The 15,693-nt window shown below is 35.7% G+C and carries 18 protein-coding genes; 16 read left to right on the top strand and 2 right to left on the bottom strand.

Features of this window, described 5'->3' with window-relative positions:
- Positions 1-130: 130 nt before the first annotated feature.
- The 7 genes from ACIPKN_RS04565 (at position 131) to ACIPKN_RS04535 (ending at position 7,881) form a co-directional block, all read left to right on the top strand.
- Positions 131-811: an HAD family hydrolase gene (locus ACIPKN_RS04565; RefSeq protein ID WP_400933807.1), complete on the top strand. Its 681-nt coding sequence runs from the start codon at positions 131-133 to the stop codon at positions 809-811.
- A complete protein-coding gene (locus tag ACIPKN_RS04560) occupies positions 763-2,067 on the top strand; it encodes an amidohydrolase family protein (RefSeq protein WP_400933805.1) in 1,305 nt (434 codons plus the stop codon). The genes ACIPKN_RS04565 and ACIPKN_RS04560 overlap by 49 nt, the downstream gene beginning before the upstream one ends.
- Positions 2,068-2,070: 3 nt before the next feature.
- Entirely contained in the window at positions 2,071-2,700 is a 630-nt protein-coding gene (purN, locus tag ACIPKN_RS04555) for a phosphoribosylglycinamide formyltransferase (RefSeq protein ID WP_400933802.1), read from the top strand.
- Positions 2,701-2,867: 167 nt separating this feature from the next.
- Positions 2,868-4,511: a CTP synthase gene (locus ACIPKN_RS04550; RefSeq protein ID WP_400933799.1), complete on the top strand. Its 1,644-nt coding sequence runs from the start codon at positions 2,868-2,870 to the stop codon at positions 4,509-4,511.
- Positions 4,512-4,895: 384 nt separating this feature from the next.
- Positions 4,896-6,344: an MDR family MFS transporter gene (locus tag ACIPKN_RS04545; RefSeq protein WP_400933796.1), complete on the top strand. Its 1,449-nt coding sequence runs from the start codon at positions 4,896-4,898 to the stop codon at positions 6,342-6,344.
- Positions 6,345-6,586: 242 nt separating this feature from the next.
- On the top strand, positions 6,587-6,991 hold the full coding sequence (locus ACIPKN_RS04540) for a DNA cytosine methyltransferase (protein ID WP_400933793.1): 405 nt from the start codon (positions 6,587-6,589) through the stop codon (positions 6,989-6,991).
- 545 nt (positions 6,992-7,536) lie between these two features.
- On the top strand, positions 7,537-7,881 hold the full coding sequence (locus ACIPKN_RS04535; RefSeq protein ID WP_400933790.1) for a hypothetical protein: 345 nt from the start codon (positions 7,537-7,539) through the stop codon (positions 7,879-7,881).
- A gap of 506 nt (positions 7,882-8,387) precedes the next feature.
- On the opposite strand, the gene ACIPKN_RS04530 is transcribed toward ACIPKN_RS04535, so the two are convergent.
- The gene (locus ACIPKN_RS04530) at positions 8,388-8,696 is read right to left on the bottom strand and encodes a hotdog fold thioesterase (RefSeq protein ID WP_400933787.1); all 309 of its coding nucleotides are present in this window, start codon (positions 8,694-8,696) and stop codon (positions 8,388-8,390) included.
- A complete protein-coding gene (locus ACIPKN_RS04525; RefSeq protein ID WP_400933785.1) occupies positions 8,693-8,821 on the bottom strand; it encodes a hypothetical protein in 129 nt (42 codons plus the stop codon). The genes ACIPKN_RS04530 and ACIPKN_RS04525 overlap by 4 nt, the downstream gene beginning before the upstream one ends.
- Before the next feature lie 436 nt (positions 8,822-9,257).
- On the opposite strand from ACIPKN_RS04525, the gene ACIPKN_RS04520 reads away from it, so the two are divergent.
- The 9 genes from ACIPKN_RS04520 to ACIPKN_RS04480 all read left to right on the top strand — a co-directional run bounded on the left by ACIPKN_RS04520 (position 9,258) and on the right by ACIPKN_RS04480 (position 15,692).
- The gene (locus tag ACIPKN_RS04520) at positions 9,258-10,589 is read left to right on the top strand and encodes a phenylacetate--CoA ligase family protein (RefSeq protein ID WP_400933783.1); all 1,332 of its coding nucleotides are present in this window, start codon (positions 9,258-9,260) and stop codon (positions 10,587-10,589) included.
- Positions 10,586-11,602 carry an NAD(P)/FAD-dependent oxidoreductase gene (locus ACIPKN_RS04515; RefSeq protein ID WP_400933780.1) on the top strand — a complete coding sequence of 339 codons (1,017 nt, stop codon included), beginning with the start codon at positions 10,586-10,588 and terminating at the stop codon, positions 11,600-11,602. The genes ACIPKN_RS04520 and ACIPKN_RS04515 overlap by 4 nt, the downstream gene beginning before the upstream one ends.
- 28 nt (positions 11,603-11,630) lie before the next feature.
- Positions 11,631-11,870: a ferredoxin gene (locus tag ACIPKN_RS04510; protein WP_400933777.1), complete on the top strand. Its 240-nt coding sequence runs from the start codon at positions 11,631-11,633 to the stop codon at positions 11,868-11,870.
- A gap of 72 nt (positions 11,871-11,942) precedes the next feature.
- On the top strand, positions 11,943-12,896 hold the full coding sequence (gene paaA / locus ACIPKN_RS04505) for a 1,2-phenylacetyl-CoA epoxidase subunit PaaA (protein ID WP_400933774.1): 954 nt from the start codon (positions 11,943-11,945) through the stop codon (positions 12,894-12,896).
- 22 nt (positions 12,897-12,918) lie between these two features.
- Positions 12,919-13,272 (top strand): 1,2-phenylacetyl-CoA epoxidase subunit PaaB, encoded by a 354-nt coding sequence (gene paaB / locus ACIPKN_RS04500; RefSeq protein WP_132358347.1) that lies wholly within the window; start codon positions 12,919-12,921, stop codon positions 13,270-13,272.
- Positions 13,265-14,065 (top strand): 1,2-phenylacetyl-CoA epoxidase subunit PaaC, encoded by an 801-nt coding sequence (paaC, locus tag ACIPKN_RS04495; protein ID WP_400933771.1) that lies wholly within the window; start codon positions 13,265-13,267, stop codon positions 14,063-14,065. Before paaB ends, paaC begins: the two co-directional genes overlap by 8 nt.
- 30 nt (positions 14,066-14,095) lie before the next feature.
- Complete coding sequence (gene paaD, locus ACIPKN_RS04490) at positions 14,096-14,593, top strand: 1,2-phenylacetyl-CoA epoxidase subunit PaaD (RefSeq protein WP_400933768.1); 498 nt, start codon at positions 14,096-14,098, stop codon at positions 14,591-14,593.
- A 20-nt stretch (positions 14,594-14,613) separates the two neighbouring features.
- A complete protein-coding gene (locus tag ACIPKN_RS04485) occupies positions 14,614-14,916 on the top strand; it encodes an EthD family reductase (RefSeq protein ID WP_400933765.1) in 303 nt (100 codons plus the stop codon).
- Entirely contained in the window at positions 14,916-15,692 is a 777-nt protein-coding gene (locus tag ACIPKN_RS04480) for an enoyl-CoA hydratase/isomerase family protein (RefSeq protein WP_142510190.1), read from the top strand. The genes ACIPKN_RS04485 and ACIPKN_RS04480 overlap by 1 nt, the downstream gene beginning before the upstream one ends.
- The last annotated feature ends 1 nt before the right edge of the window (position 15,693 follow it).

Raw genomic sequence — 15,693 nt, 5'->3', positions numbered from 1 at the left:
TAAACTGCTCAAAACGTGGTTTCTAATATAGCCTATAAGGATCCTTTAAAAAAATACACAATACAAGATATAGTCTGCATTGTATTGTGTATTTTTACTGCTTAAGTATATTTGAGAAGAGTGTGAAAAAATGAAGTATATTATTTTTGATTTAGATGAGACCATCTTCAATCATACAAATGGTGAAAAAAATGGTTTAAAAGATATACATATTAAATATTTTGAAGTATATGGGATTAGCTATGAGAACTTTCATCATAACTTTTCAGAATTCAACAAGCTTTCTTGGGAGAATTTCGAGAATGGAATTCAAAATATAGAGGCCACTTTATCTAATAGATTTAAGTTACTCTGTGAATTTTACGAAATAGAAATTGATTTACTAAACTTACTAAAAGATTATACTGCTTCTTATATTAGAAATTGTATACCATACATCGGAGCTAAAGCATTACTTAATGAATTATTAAATATGGGGTTTGTACTAGGGGTATGCAGCAACGGTCTAGAAAGAATTCAATTTGATAAAATGAAATATCATAACATTGAAAAATGTTTTTCATTTTTTCAATTCGGAAGTGAGTTTCCATCCTGTAAACCTAACCAATATTTTTTTACTCACATGTTGAATGATTTAAAAGTAGAACCTCAAGAAATTCTATTAATAGGGGATTCTTTAACAAATGATATCATTCCAGCAGAAAAATCGGGTATGAAAACGCTCCATATTAATGAAGAATATTTAATTGGGGGTGAATTACAATGCACATTAATTTTGAACAAATTAGAGGAAATGATAGTTTTATCCTAAAAAACGCAACGTATTATTCAAGTGATCATCGTTTCTGTAAAGGCGATATTGCTATTTCTAATAACAAAATCAAAGAAATTTTGCCTTCAAATTCATCAAATGGTACTAATGTTGTTGATACTCAGAATTTAGTAATATTTCCAGGTTTAATAAATTCACATTTGCATCCAAGTAAAGAACTCTATGGAGGGTTAGAACCATTTAGCAGTATAAGTGAAATTCTCGATACAGTTCACAAAAATAACCATCTTGAAACGAAAGAATTACAGAGATTATCTTCTTCATATTCAATTTTAAATTCCGTAAATCAAGGTATTACTACTCTGGGTATATTTACAAGTAGAGCAGAAATAGATGCCGAAGAGGCTAAAAAATTCAACATCAGGGCTGTTATTCATTTTGCACAAAATGACCAGTGGGTTGGAAAAGAGTCGAGCCCTACTGCTTCTTCAATTGATAATATTATAAATCGCTATTTAGACTGTGTAGATAACTACGAATCGGATTTAATAAAAGTTCATCCAGCAACAGCATCAGAACTTACTGCAACTTCCGATTTAATGAAAAAACTTCACGCAATGGCAAAGGAGCAAGGGAAAAGATTTGCTATGCATATTAGTGAAGGAAGTAGTCAGGTCGATCAATGTATAAGTTATTATGGAAAGTCCGGAATACAGATATTGGATGAGATGGATTTATTAGATGATTCTACATTATTAGTTCACGCTGCTAGTCTCTCAAACGAAGATACTGCTATCTTATCTAATAAAAATTTGAATTTTATACACTGTCCTGTAAGTAACAGTTTTGTAGGAGCAGGACGTTTTCCATTTAAATCTCTCCTACATAATAATGTCGGATTGGGTACTGATGCTGCAATGGTGAATCCTTTTAATAATCTTCCTTATGAAGCAGCATTTTCACTTTATTTTCATGGCGAATCAAACTTAGACGAGAAAGTCCATCCTAATAATATTATCGAAGCAATTACTACTAAAGGGGCTTTAGCTTTAGGAATAGATAATTTAGGCAGCATAGAAGAAGGTATGATTGCTGATTTGTGTTTCTTTAATCAAGATAATATATTTGTAGATTCTCAAGAACCAAGTTTACTGTTTTTAGACACTTATCTTAAAAATAAACCAGTACACGTTATGGTTAATGGAGAATTTATCATTCTTAATCAAAAGTTTTTAAATTTTGAATTTGAGCAGGTAAGAAAAGAATTTTTTGTAAATAAAAGATTGGAGAGATAACTGGTGAAAAAAGTAGCATTTCTTTTTTCTGGACGTGGAACTTTACTTAAAACTGTAGAGGATTGTTTAGAGAGCTTATCAATTGAGTCTGAGGTTACACTTGTTATTACTAACAATTCTGAGATTGACCCAAAGCAGCTTGGTATACAAAAAGAGGCAGATTTTTATTGTTTAGATCATAAAAATTATGCAACTAGAAATGAGCATGAAAAAGAAATAGCTTCGTTGCTTGATAAATACCAGATTGATTTAATTGTACTTGGTGGATATCGCAGAATATTTAGTAGCGATTTTATTGATAGTTATAGTTATAAAACGATTAATACGCACCCTTCACTATTACCTGCATTTGTTGGTGATAAAGCCCAATTGAATGCTATCAAAACAGGGGTAAGAATTACAGGAGCAACAGTACATTTTATCAATAATGAAGTAGATCAGGGGCCTATAATTACACAGGCAGCAGTTCAAGTAAAGCCCTACTATTCAGAGCAAGACTTAAAGGAAGCTATTATTAATGTTGAGAAAAAGGCATTAGCTCGAGCTGTAAAACTATTTATAGAAAATAAACTACAAATAGAAGATAATGTGGTGCATGTACCTGCAGGATACGAAGAAGAATTATTTGTATAAACTCTTAAATGTTAATGCTATAAAAGAAACAACTAAAATACTTTGAATATTTGAGGTGGCTATAAGCTTAACTGAAAAGAAGAATTCTATTTGAATTCTTCTTTTTTATAAACAAGTAGTATTTGGATTTGAATAAAAGTTATCCTTAATTTAAGGAGTGGGAAATAATGACAAAGTATATTTTTGTAACTGGCGGGGTAGTGTCTTCTCTAGGAAAGGGTATTACAGCAGCTTCCTTAGGGCGTTTATTAAAAAATAGAGGTTTAAAAGTGACTATTCAAAAATTTGATCCATATCTTAATATTGATCCTGGAACAATGAGTCCATTTCAACATGGGGAAGTCTTTGTTACAAACGATGGATCGGAAACAGATTTAGATTTAGGACATTATGAACGTTTTATTGATATCGAACTAAATGAATATAGTAATGTGACAACTGGGAAGGTATATTCTAGAGTATTAAAGAATGAACGACGAGGAAAGTACTTAGGAGGAACAGTTCAAGTTATTCCTCATATAACTAATGAAATCAAAAAACATGTATTCTATGCAGGTGAAAAGACTAATGCAGATGTAGTGATTACGGAGATTGGAGGAACGGTGGGAGATATCGAATCTCTTCCTTTTCTTGAAGCAATTCGTCAAATAAAAAGTGATGTAGGGCAAGATAATGTATTCTATATTCATTGTACTCTTATTCTATATTTGAATGCGGCTGGTGAAATAAAAACTAAACCAACTCAGCATAGTGTAAAGGAGTTACGTAGTTTAGGAATCCAACCTAATATTGTTGTGCTTCGTACAGAAATGCCAATATCTCAAGAAATAAAGGATAAAATTTCATTATTTTGTGATATCTCTTCGAATGCAGTGATTGAAGCTTACGATGTTGATACGATATATGCAGTTCCATTATCATTCCAGGAACAAAATATGGATGAAATTATTTGTAAGCATTTAAAGTTAAATTATCCAAAAGCTGACATGAAAAAATGGGGGGAGTTAGTTAAAAAAATTCGTAGTCTATCCAATGAAGTAGAAATCACTTTGGTCGGAAAATACGTGGAATTAAAAGATGCTTATATATCTATTGTAGAGGCGCTTCGCCATGCAGGATATACATACAATACAGAAATAAAGTTAAATTGGGTTAATGCAGAATACCTAACAATAAATAATGTAGAAGAGCTTATTGGTAAAACAGGGGGAATCCTCGTTCCTGGGGGATTTGGAGAAAGAGGTATTAAGGGTAAAATGGTAGCTATTCAATACGCTCGTGAAAGTAAAATTCCTTTTTTAGGTATTTGTCTGGGAATGCAACTTGCTTCAATTGAATTTGCAAGAAATGTTTTAAATATTAAAGATGCAAATTCTTTTGAGATTGATTCACATACAACAAATGCAATTATTGATGTATTACCAGAGCAAAAGAGTATAGAAGATTTAGGAGGAACTCTCCGTCTAGGGGCACATCCATGTATTATTGAGCCAGAAACCAAAGCTTATATTGCATACAATAAAGCCATTGTTTATGAACGCCATCGTCATCGTTATGAATTTAATAATCAATATCGTCAATTAATGGAGGATGCAGGTATGGTCTTTTCAGGTACAAGTCCAGATGGCCGCTTAGTAGAAATTATTGAATTAAAACAACACCCTTGGTTTGTTGCAACTCAGTTTCATCCTGAATTTACTTCTCGACCTGACAAACCGAATCCTCTATTTGAAAATTTTGTAGGGCAAGCTATTGAATTATCTAAGAAAGGGTATAAAGCACAAGAAACAAGAGAGTATCTTCAGGTATAATTTATGGAAAGTGAATTATAAATATTGGATTTGAGAATATTTTGGACACTAAAAAGTGAAATCTTAATTAAGCTGTATTCCTAATTCGATCTTCAATGGTTTGTGGGGTTTTATTGGCCAAGCTGTTGTGAATTCTTTATCACATTTATAAATGGTAACTTCTGATAAAGCCATATTCGCCGCTTAATTCTGAATTACCCGAGTGATAAAGAGAGTTTGTCTACGCAGCAACAACAGAAGGCACGCCACTTGAACAAATCAAAAGTGAGCTACAAGTGGCATAGGGTACCTGTCATTGGTTTATATATGGTGAAATTTTCATTAAAAAGTACTCATTTAAAGAACATATTTAAATAATAACATCTTAGAAGGGGAGGACAATGCGTGAGAGGGAAAATTATGATGTCACTAATGCTGGTAACATCTTTAGCTGCTATGGAAGGAACCATTGTTAGTACGGCGACACCTAGTATTACCAGTGATTTATCTGGATTTGAAGCAGTGAGTTGGGTATTTTCTATTTACCTTTTAACTGCAGCTGTATCTACTCCTATTTATGGAAAACTAGCAGACTTATTAGGGCGAAAAAGAGTTTTATTATGCGGAGTTATAATATTTTTACTTGGAGCTGTTTTGTGTGGGTTTGCAACCAGTATGTTTCAATTAATTTTATTTCGGGCTGTTCAAGGCTTGGGTGCAGGAGCAGTACTGCCAATTACAATGACCATTATCGGAGATCTATATGTTGAACAACAGGAGAGAGTTAAAGCTCAGGGCTGGATTAGTGCTGTGTTTGGTATTTCAGGTGTTATAGGACCACTTTTTGGTGGTATCCTAGTGGATACTCTTTCTTGGCGCTACATCTTTTTTTTAAACTTGCCATTTGGGTTAATATCTATTTTTATGCTACTCCGTTATTATAAGGAAAATATAAAGAAACAGAAGCATCATATTGATTACATTGGGGCAATTACATTTTCTTGCAGTATAGTTCCTTTATTGTATGCACTATTGACAGGGAGTAATACTCAACACTGGGGAAACCCTTTAATTATAAGTTTATTAGGTATTTCAATTTCATTATTTATTGTTTTTCTTTATATAGAGAAGAATTCTCCTGAACCATTGGTTCCACTAAATCTTTTTTCGCATCGTGATATAAACGTAGTAAATGTTATAACACTTTTTATGGGAACGATGTTAATTAGCATTTTAGTATACTTGCCTATATGGAGCCAAGAAATATTAAATAAAAGTGCTACCACTGCAGGATTTATGCTAATGCCTATGCCTGTAATTTGGGCAGTTGGTTCATTTCTTGCAGGTTATATAGTAAAAAAAATAAAACCGATATATATTGTAATAATAGGAACCATTATTATGTTTCTCGCTGCTTCTTTATTATTTGTTATAAGACCAATGTCTCCAGAATTTTTAATCTATATGGCAATAGGACTAATGGGATTAGGAATGGGACTTATAACTCCTATTATAATAATTATCATTCAAGACCGAGTTTCTAAGAACAAACGAGGAACAGCTGTATCATTAAATACTTTTATTAATACCTTTAGCCAAGCGCTAGGAGCTGCAGTATTTGGCATGATATTTAATGTAAGTACAAATGCTCATAACGATGAAAAAGCAGTTCAAGTATTCAAGTATAAGCAGACTGAAATAAATTCATTGAACACTTTGCAAGATAATTTATTTTCAGGCATACATGCCGTTTTTTCGACTACACTAATTTTAGCTATATTAACATTTTTTATATCTTGGATATTAATTAAGAAGAAACCTCATTATCAAAAAGATGTTAAATTGCAACAATAGCTGTTCCTTAAGAGTACTACTATAAGGCTAATAGGCATGAGAATTTACCGTAACAGTTAGGCTGACGAAAGCCTACCCGATGGGGTGGTGTAAATTGTAGTTAGCTTCCAGGCTACTATGTAAGAGTAGAATGTCCTGTCAATGCGAATATGTGGCTTCCTCAAGAACGTAAGAGGTTAATAGTAATTGGTACTAAAAGACCCTTTACTAACTTAGATTACCCAGATAATAAGCCAATAAGGATGCGGGACATTATTGATAGAGGTACAGAAGTATATACACCAGCATATGTACAAAAACGCTTAGATGGTCACTACAGGGATAAGCCTATTATTACAGATTTAGATGGAATAGCACCTACTTGTGTAGCGCATTATGGGAAAGATCGTTCAACTCGTTTAATTAATGACGGTAAGACAACTCGACCATATTCTGTACGTGAATGGGCAAGGCTTCAAGGCTTTCCAGATTGGTTTATATTTGATGGAACCGATAACGATGCATATAAAATGTTTGGAAATGCTGTGCCTGTAAATATGGGTAGATGGGTCGGGAAACAACTCATAAAGTACTTTGCATGCTATAGAATAAGCGCTAGGGCAGTAGGAATTAATATTGCAAATCAAATACAAGATTGTTCAGTATAAAGAAATTTGGTAAAATAAAAGCAAATACATAATTTACCGGGAAGAACCCGCTTCATAAAACCATTTTGTCATGGTGTTTTAAACATGGCTATTGATGGTATTTGAAGCGGGTTCTTTTTTATTCTTCAAATAAGTAGAAAAATGAAAGGAATGTATAATCAAGAAATAACAGACGTTTTTTGCTAACAAAGAATTAGTGGCGTTTAATCAAGGTAAGTACAAAAACAATTGGAGGAGAATACAAATGAAATACCTACATTAATCATCACTTGCAGTCATTTTATCAGGATGTAATTTGCTTGAATACGAGGTAGTCAATTGGTGTATATTAATTTTTAACTCTGTTTGGACGCAACAGTGTCATAATTCATTAAAAACAATTATTGAAGCGGAATCTAAGCGTTAATGAATTTAGCTTGTAAAACTAAACAAAAATACAAAAAGCGTCACATTTAACTAGGTGTGGCTTTTTCTTATGCATTTACTAGCTATGAATAGAAGAGATGGGGGCAATCTTAATGCCATCTAATTAAGGTGCAGCCAAATTGTCATCAACTTTACGCAATGAAAGAGGTGGTACTATGCAAATAACAGATGGTACATGGATATTTGATTCGGAAACGATCGATGAAGCGGCAAAAAAATTACAACGAGATGAGCAGGAGAGGGAGATGTTAAATGCTTTTGCTCGGTATGCTTACCTTCGTTACAAGCAGATTAGAGATTGTGTAAACCCTCGAAAATGTAAATACATGAGAATTGATCAAGTGCGTGAACAATTAAAATCACCAGCCAAAGTACAAAAAATTAGTAGTTTATTCAATATTTCAGAAGAAGAAGTGCATTACATTGTAGATTTTGTGAAAAAGTATTTGAAGTATGTTAAATAAAACAAAGTCTCCCGGTCAAAAATTTCAACCGGGAGATATTTATTTTACATAGACCATCAGTTCATCATCTAAGCGCCAGAGTAAAATTCCTTATGTAGTTCATTAACTCTGGCGAATTTTTCTGTTGGATCGATGATGAGTGTCATCTGTAAATAATTCTAGAAAATTCATTGCGTGCTTTGCTAAATATCGATCTTTTGACCAAACAATATTCGCTTTTGATTGGATATTGCAATTAGAAAATTTAATAATTCGAATACCATGAATTGGGAATTTATCGAGACTGTTTTTTGGTAAAATGATTACCCCAAAACCTTCGTTTACAGCACAAGAGTTGCTAAATAATCCAAAAATCCAAGAAGCATTCTTCAGTAAACTACAGACGACGCAAAAAAGATAATATGCAAGTATAAGATAGCTTCATGATCCCTTCTTGTTGTTACAAGTGAGGGATTTTAAAAAAGATGTGAGCAACCTATTTAACGCAGGTTACTCACATCTTCCTCTTATTCGATGAAATTTTCATTTTTACGATAAACCATCGCCTCCATTGTTGCGCATAATTCATCGTTGCTCCAAACATGGATCTGATACCAAGCTAAACGGCGTGTTTTTTTAACCTCTTCTGCGATAGCTGTTAGTTGGTGATCTGCCAAACCTGTGCTCATGTAAAGTATGGTATTCGTTACACCGACAGCTGTTTTGCAGTTAGAATTACTAGCGGCCGCAAAGGCGTAGTCGGCTAATGAAAAAATAATACCTCCATGTACAGTTCCGTGTGTATTGAGCATATGAAGTGTTGGGGAAAGTGTCATTTTGCAAAGCCTGCTTTTAATTCTACTAATTCCATCCCTAAATAATTTGCAAATGGTTCCTTTGATAAAGCTTCGAAAATATCATCATAATATTTCTCATGTTGTTGAGCCTCAGTTAATGTCAAAGTGAATCCCCCTTTGTTTATCAACTACCATTTGTGTATATGTAAAATAGACGGAAATCATTCATGCAAATTAACAACGATTGAGATTAAAGTGAAATATAAAATCAATTTAACCTAATATTGTGAAAGTAAACGGTATTAACGTAGTTTTATAGAATTATTTTCCGTTTACGATTAATTGATGTATTTATTTAATTATACCTTATCAATAGTAGGTTTAAAGAGGATATTTGCAAATAGCTTTTTGTGTTTGTGGACAAACAGTATTTAAGCTAAAACTTTCTAAAACGGCTAATTAAGCAACTTTAATCAGAAATAATAAAATATATTGACAATTCAGACAAATAAGTTTATCTTAATCTTAGTTACGAAACTAGTACTACCGTAATTAATTTGTTATATAAGGGGAATTGTAATAGCTAAAGGGGGTTAGGAAATGTATCATCCAGAAATAGAAGCAACTTCAAGGAGAGAAATGGCAAAGATTCAGTTGGAGCGCTTAAAAGCAACAGTAGAAAAAGTGTATAACAATACACCTTTCTATAAGGAATTGTTTGATCAGCTTGGCGTTAAACCAGCTGATATTCAAAGCTTAGAAGATATTCGCAAATTGCCATTTACTAAAAAAGTAAATTTACGTGAGCAATATCCATTTAAACTTTTTGCAGTACCGATGGATGATGTAGTTCGCATTCATGGTTCTTCAGGAACTAGTGGAAAACCAACAATTGTTGGTTATACAAAAAATGATATCGATATGTGGTCGGGACTTTTAGCTCGCGCTATTGTTACCGCAGGGGGACGCAAATCAGATATCTTTCATAATGCTTATGGCTATGGTCTATTTACTGGAGGGATGGGTTTACACTACGGAGCCGAAACTTTAGGCGCAGCAGTTGTACCGGTCTCAGGTGGGAATACTGATCGTCAAATTACATTAATTGATGATTTTAAACCAAGAGGCATCGCAGGGACACCTTCTTATATTTTAACGATCGCTGAAAAGATGGAGGAAATGGGAATCGATCCAGCGACGAACGGGATTGAATATGGGATTTTTGGTGCAGAGCCTTGGTCAGAGGAAATGCGCCGTGCCATAGAAGATAAATTAGCAATTCGCGCAATGGATATTTATGGTTTAAGTGAAGTGCTAGGTCCCGGTGTATCAATCGAGTGCTATGAGGCGCAAGATGGTTTACATATAGCTGAAGATCATTTCTTCGTAGAAGTGATTGATCCAGATACATTAGAACCTGTAGCTGATGGAGAAGATGGAGAACTGGTTATTACTAGTTTAACGAAGGAAGCGCTTCCAATTATTCGTTATCGTACTGGTGATATTACTTCGATTACACGTGAAAAATGTAAATGTGGACGTACAACAATGCGGATGTCACGTGTTAAGGGTCGTACAGATGACATGTTAATTATTCGTGGAGTCAATGTTTTTCCATCTGAAATCGAGCGTGAGTTATTGCAAATAGAAGGGTTGGCACCACACTATCAAATCCATTTATTAAAAAAAGGAAATATGGATGCGATCGAACTACATGTTGAGTTAACACCAAAATTATATGAAAAAGTAGGAGGTGACCTCAGTCATCCGCTTATACAATTACTGACAAAGGAGATTAAGCATGATTTAAAAAATGCCTGCTTAATTTCCGTTAGTCTAGTCATTGAAAATAGTGGTGTTATTCCACGCTCTGAAGGAAAGGCAATTCGTGTCATTGATAGAAGAATGGAACAGAAGGAGGTTCTTCAATGATTGATACTGAGCAAATAAAAGATGTGACCATTATAGGTGGAGGGCCTGTTGGTATGTTTGCTGCCTTCTATGGTGGTATGCGAGGCATGAGCGTCAAAATTCTCGAAAGTCTTCCTCAGTTGGGCGGTCAGTTAGCTGCTCTTTATCCAGAGAAATATATTTATGATATAGCGGGTTTTCCAAAAATTCGCGCACAAGATCTTATCAATAATTTAAAAGAACAAATGAAGACTTTCCCGGTGGATGTTCGTACGAATGAATCTGTACAAACTATCGAAAAAGATGAAAACGGTATTTTTAAAATTGTTACTACGAAGAGCGCGCATTATTCTCGCACAATATTGATCACTGCTGGAAACGGTGCGTTTAACGTTCGGAGGCTTGAATTAGATAGGGACGACAAGTTTGCACAATGTAATTTACATTACTTCATTAATGATCTTAATGCTTTTAAAGATCGCAACGTGATGGTGTTTGGTGGTGGCGATTCAGCAGTCGACTGGGCGATGATGCTAGAACCAATTGCTAAAAAGGTTTCTATTGTCCATAGACGGGATAAGTTTCGTGCGCATGAACATAGTGTAGAAAATTTATTGCAATCTACTGTCGAGGTCATTACACCTTTTGTACCCGAAGAACTCGTAGGGGAAGAGCGCATCACACATGTCAAATTAAAGCATGCGAAAGACGAAACCATCCAACCAATCTATGGTGTCGATGATATTATCGTGAACTTTGGTTTTGTTTCGTCGTTAGGGGCCATTAAAGACTGGGGCTTGGAAATTAGGAAAAACGCCATCGTCGTTAATTCACGTATGGAAACTACCATTCCAGGTATTTATGCGGCAGGTGATATTTGCACATATGATGGGAAAGTTAAGCTAATTGTGAGTGGGTTTGGAGAGGCACCTACTGCTATTAGTAACGCAAAAGTATATATTGATCCAACATCTAAAGTGCAACCGTTGCATAGTACGAGTCTAATGGAGGAAAAAAAGAAACAACTTACCTAATGCTGTAGGTTGTGAAAGGAAAGAGTGTATGGCGAAATTCACTAGAGTAGATCAAGATACATGTATTGCTTGTGGCGCATGTGGCGCATCAGCTCCGGATATTTTTGATTATAATGACGAAGGAATCGCCTTTGTTATTTTAGATAATAACAAAGGATGCAAAGAAGTGCCGATAGATTTATATGATGATTTAGAGGATGCAATGGAAGGTTGTCCAACAGAATCAATTAAAGTAGCAAACGATAATAAAGTCTTGTTGGAAGTGTGATTTTTTTTACCCTCTAACATAACATAATAGTGACGGTTATCGTAAAATGGTTATATAAGGAGGTTTTTTACTATGAGTGTCGTTACACAAGTATCGGAACAACAATTACAAGAGCAATTTGAGGAGCGGATTGCTGCAGGTGAAAAGATTGAAGTAGTTGATTGGATGCCGGAAGAGTATCGTTTGGCACTAATCAAATTAATTTCGATGCATGGTATTAGTGAAATTATGGGTGCTCTTCCTGAGAAAGAATGGGTTCCAAAAGCTCCGACATTATACCGAAAGCTAGGGATTATGGCAAAGGTTCAAGATGAGATGGGACATGGTCAATTATTATTACGCGTAGCAGAAGATTTGCTAAAACCATATGGTAAAGATCGCGGCGATATAATGATTGATTTATTCGAAGGGCGTCTTAAGTTCCATAATGTATTCCATATGGAAACAAAATCATGGGCAGATGCGGGTTTAATTGGCTGGCTTGTAGATGGTTCTGCCATTATCTCACAAACAAACATGTTAGGTTCTTCGTATGGTCCTTATGCACGTGCTTTACAACGTATTTGTGCAGAAGAAGTATTCCATGCACAACACGGTGAAGCCATTATTATGGCGTTGGCAGAAGGTACACCTGAACAGCGTGCACTTGTGCAAGATGCGTTAAATCGTTGGTGGGAATCACTATTATTTTTCTTTGGTCCAGCTTCAAAAGATACAACAGGTTCTAGTAAACAAGATTTAACGATAAAATATAAGATTCGTGTCTTAACGAATGAAGAATTACGTCAAAGCTTCTTAACAAAATACGTTCCTCGTATTCAATCAATAGGTTTGACTGTGCCAGACCCAACTTTGCACTTTGATGAAGCGCAAAATAAATGGATTTACCAAGAGCCAAACTGGGAATATTTCAAAAAAATCCAACGCAACGAAGGTCCATGTTCTCAAAAACGCTTAGCACTTCGTCGTTCATCCTATGAAAATAACGCTTGGGTACGTGAAGCATTAACGGCGCTAGTAAATTAACGCTATAGAGAGGGGGATCATCGTGGAAAAACAATCTTTCTATCAAGAATTCGAAGTATTTAGTAAACGAACACCAACATCACATTTCCAGCATCAATTTAGTCTTTTAGCACCGAACGGAGAAATGGCGTTAGTTATGGCACAGGAAAACTTTATGCGTCGTGAGCCTGTGGTAGACATTTGGGTTGTCAATCGTAAACATTTACACGGCCTAACTCAAGACAATAAACAAGCGCTGCAACGACTAGATAATAAAGATTACCGTACAACTAAAGGCTACGGCTATTTAAAGAAAAAATGGCGTCACTATGAACAAGTCATGCTGGACGAAAAAGAAATTCTATCTTGGGGTGGGGGAGGGAAGAAAGATGACTAACGAAGTAACGCCTGAATATAAAAAGGCCGTCCTTACAGTACTTTATCAATTAGCGGATGATGATTACTTATTTTCGTATCGTGGCTCTGAGTGGCTTGGATTGGCGCCACATATTGAGGAAGATGTAGCATTCTCATCCATCACACAAGATACAATGGGACACGCTAAATTATATTACACGCTTTTAGCAGAGCTTGGCGAAGGCGCTGCAGATTCATTAGCGCAGCTTCGACCAAAAGAGGAGCGGTTTAACAGTCTTCTTGTAGAACGCCCGAACGGAGAAGGTTACTACAAAGATGCACCGAATTATGATTGGGGATACGCTGTAGCACGTAATTTTGTCTATACAACGGCGAAAAAAGCGAAGATTGATGCACTCAAAGCGAGCAGCTATACACCAATCAGAGAAGTGGCTGTGAAAATTAGTACGGAACTTTATTATCACCAGATGCACTGGACAACGTGGTTTACGCAATTATGTACAGCAACAGAAGAATCACGTTCACGTATGATGAAAGCATTACAAGAGGTAATAAAAGATACTGGGGATTTATTGTCATTGGGCAGCACAGCCGCGCATATAACAGCATGTGAATTGATCGAATCAGAAGCGGTCATAAAAGAACGTTGGTTGGCCATTGTAACGCCCACTTTTGAAGCTGTAGAAATCGCAATACCTGTATTACCAGAACCGATTATCAATGGTCGCAACGGACAACATACAGATGATTTAACTTCGGCTATTGAAACAATGTCAGAGGTGTATCGATCTGATTTGGCAGCAAGCTGGTAACGATCTATTGCAAAGAAAAGGAGGATCACGATGACAACTACGGGTCTGCACGAAGCGCACATCTATGAAGTACTCGATGCAGTGAAGGACCCTGAAATTGATACGGTCAGTATTATTGACCTTGGCATGATTGAGCGTGTGCAAGTGAATGATGGTCATATCCGTATTGAAGTGCTACCAACATTTTCAGGATGTCCTGCATTGACAATTATTCAACAAAATATAAAAAAAACAGTCGAACAATTAGAAGGCGTTCGGGAAGTGAGTGTCGTGTTTATTAATCATCCTACCTGGACTTCTGATCGTGTAACAGAGAAGGGACGAGAAGGACTAAAGAAATTTGGTATTGCGCCACCACCTCGTTTTTTAAAAGAAGACGGCTCTTGGCATGTAGATTGCCCGTACTGTGGCTCTACCTATGTCACGCTTGAAAATATTTTTGGCCCAACAGCTTGTCGCAGTATTTTATATTGCAAAAGCTGTAAAAATCCATTTGAAGCAATGAAAATAATTTCTACTTCCATGTAGACAAAGGAGCGTATTTTAAGATGGCAAAATTAATCGCGTTATATAAACACCCTGTTGATAAAGTGGTATTTGATGAGCATTACGAAAAAGTTCATACACCGATTACTGCGAAAATACCAGGTTTACGTGAAATGAAAGTAACAAAATTTAATTCAACGCCGATGGGTACAGAAACACCCTATTACTTAATGTGTGAAATGACATATGATAGCGCAGAAGATTTAAAAAATGGACTACGGTCACCAGAAGGGAAAGCATCTGGCAAAGATTTAATGAGCTTTGCGAGCGATATCGTCACATTAATCATCGGTGAAGATGCATAATGACAGCATTCGAATTTATTGAAGTAACGATTGACAGTGGGATAGGGTTTATTAACTTAAACCGTCCTCGCCAATATAATTCATTAAATCGTGCGATGGTACGAGAAATTGTGCAGGCGATGGAATTGTTCGATCGTGACGAAGGCGTACAGGTCATCGTTTTAGCAGGAAATGGGAAAGCTTTTTCATCCGGTGCAGACATTGATGAAATGGCGGCAGACAACACAGTTCGTTTAGAGCTATTAAATCAATTCGCTGATTGGGATCGCTTAGGGCAAATTAAAAAGCCTATTATCGGTAGTGTTAAAGGATTCGTTTTCGGAGGTGGCTTTGAATTAGCCCTTTGTTGTGATGTATTAATCGCCGCAGAGGGCACAGAATTTAGCTTCCCTGAAATAAACCTTGGCGTTATGCCTGGTGCGGGCGGTACACAGCGCTTAACAAAATTAGTAGGGCGAACGAAAGCATTAGAATGGATTTGGAGCGCGGCAAGGATTACTGCTGATGAAGCGCTCGCATATGGCATCATCAATAAGGTTGTACAACCAGAGATGTTAATAGAAGAAACACTTAAAACAGCGACGATGCTCGTACAAAAACCTGCCCTCGCTTTACGTCTCATTAAAGAAGCTGTCAACAAAGCTGTGGATTACTCGCTCTACGAAGGGATGCAGTTTGAACGGAAAAATTTCTATTTATTATTCTCTTCAGAAGATCAAAAAGAAGGCATGCAAGCATTTGTTGAAAAACGTCAACCGAACTTTAAGGGGAGATAAT

The organism is Lysinibacillus sp. NPDC086135 (genome assembly GCF_044746345.1).
Lineage (GTDB): Bacteria > Bacillota > Bacilli > Bacillales_A > Planococcaceae > Lysinibacillus.
The sequence above is the reverse complement of the archived record's forward strand: the minus strand, read 5'-3'. Positions and strand labels throughout refer to the sequence as shown.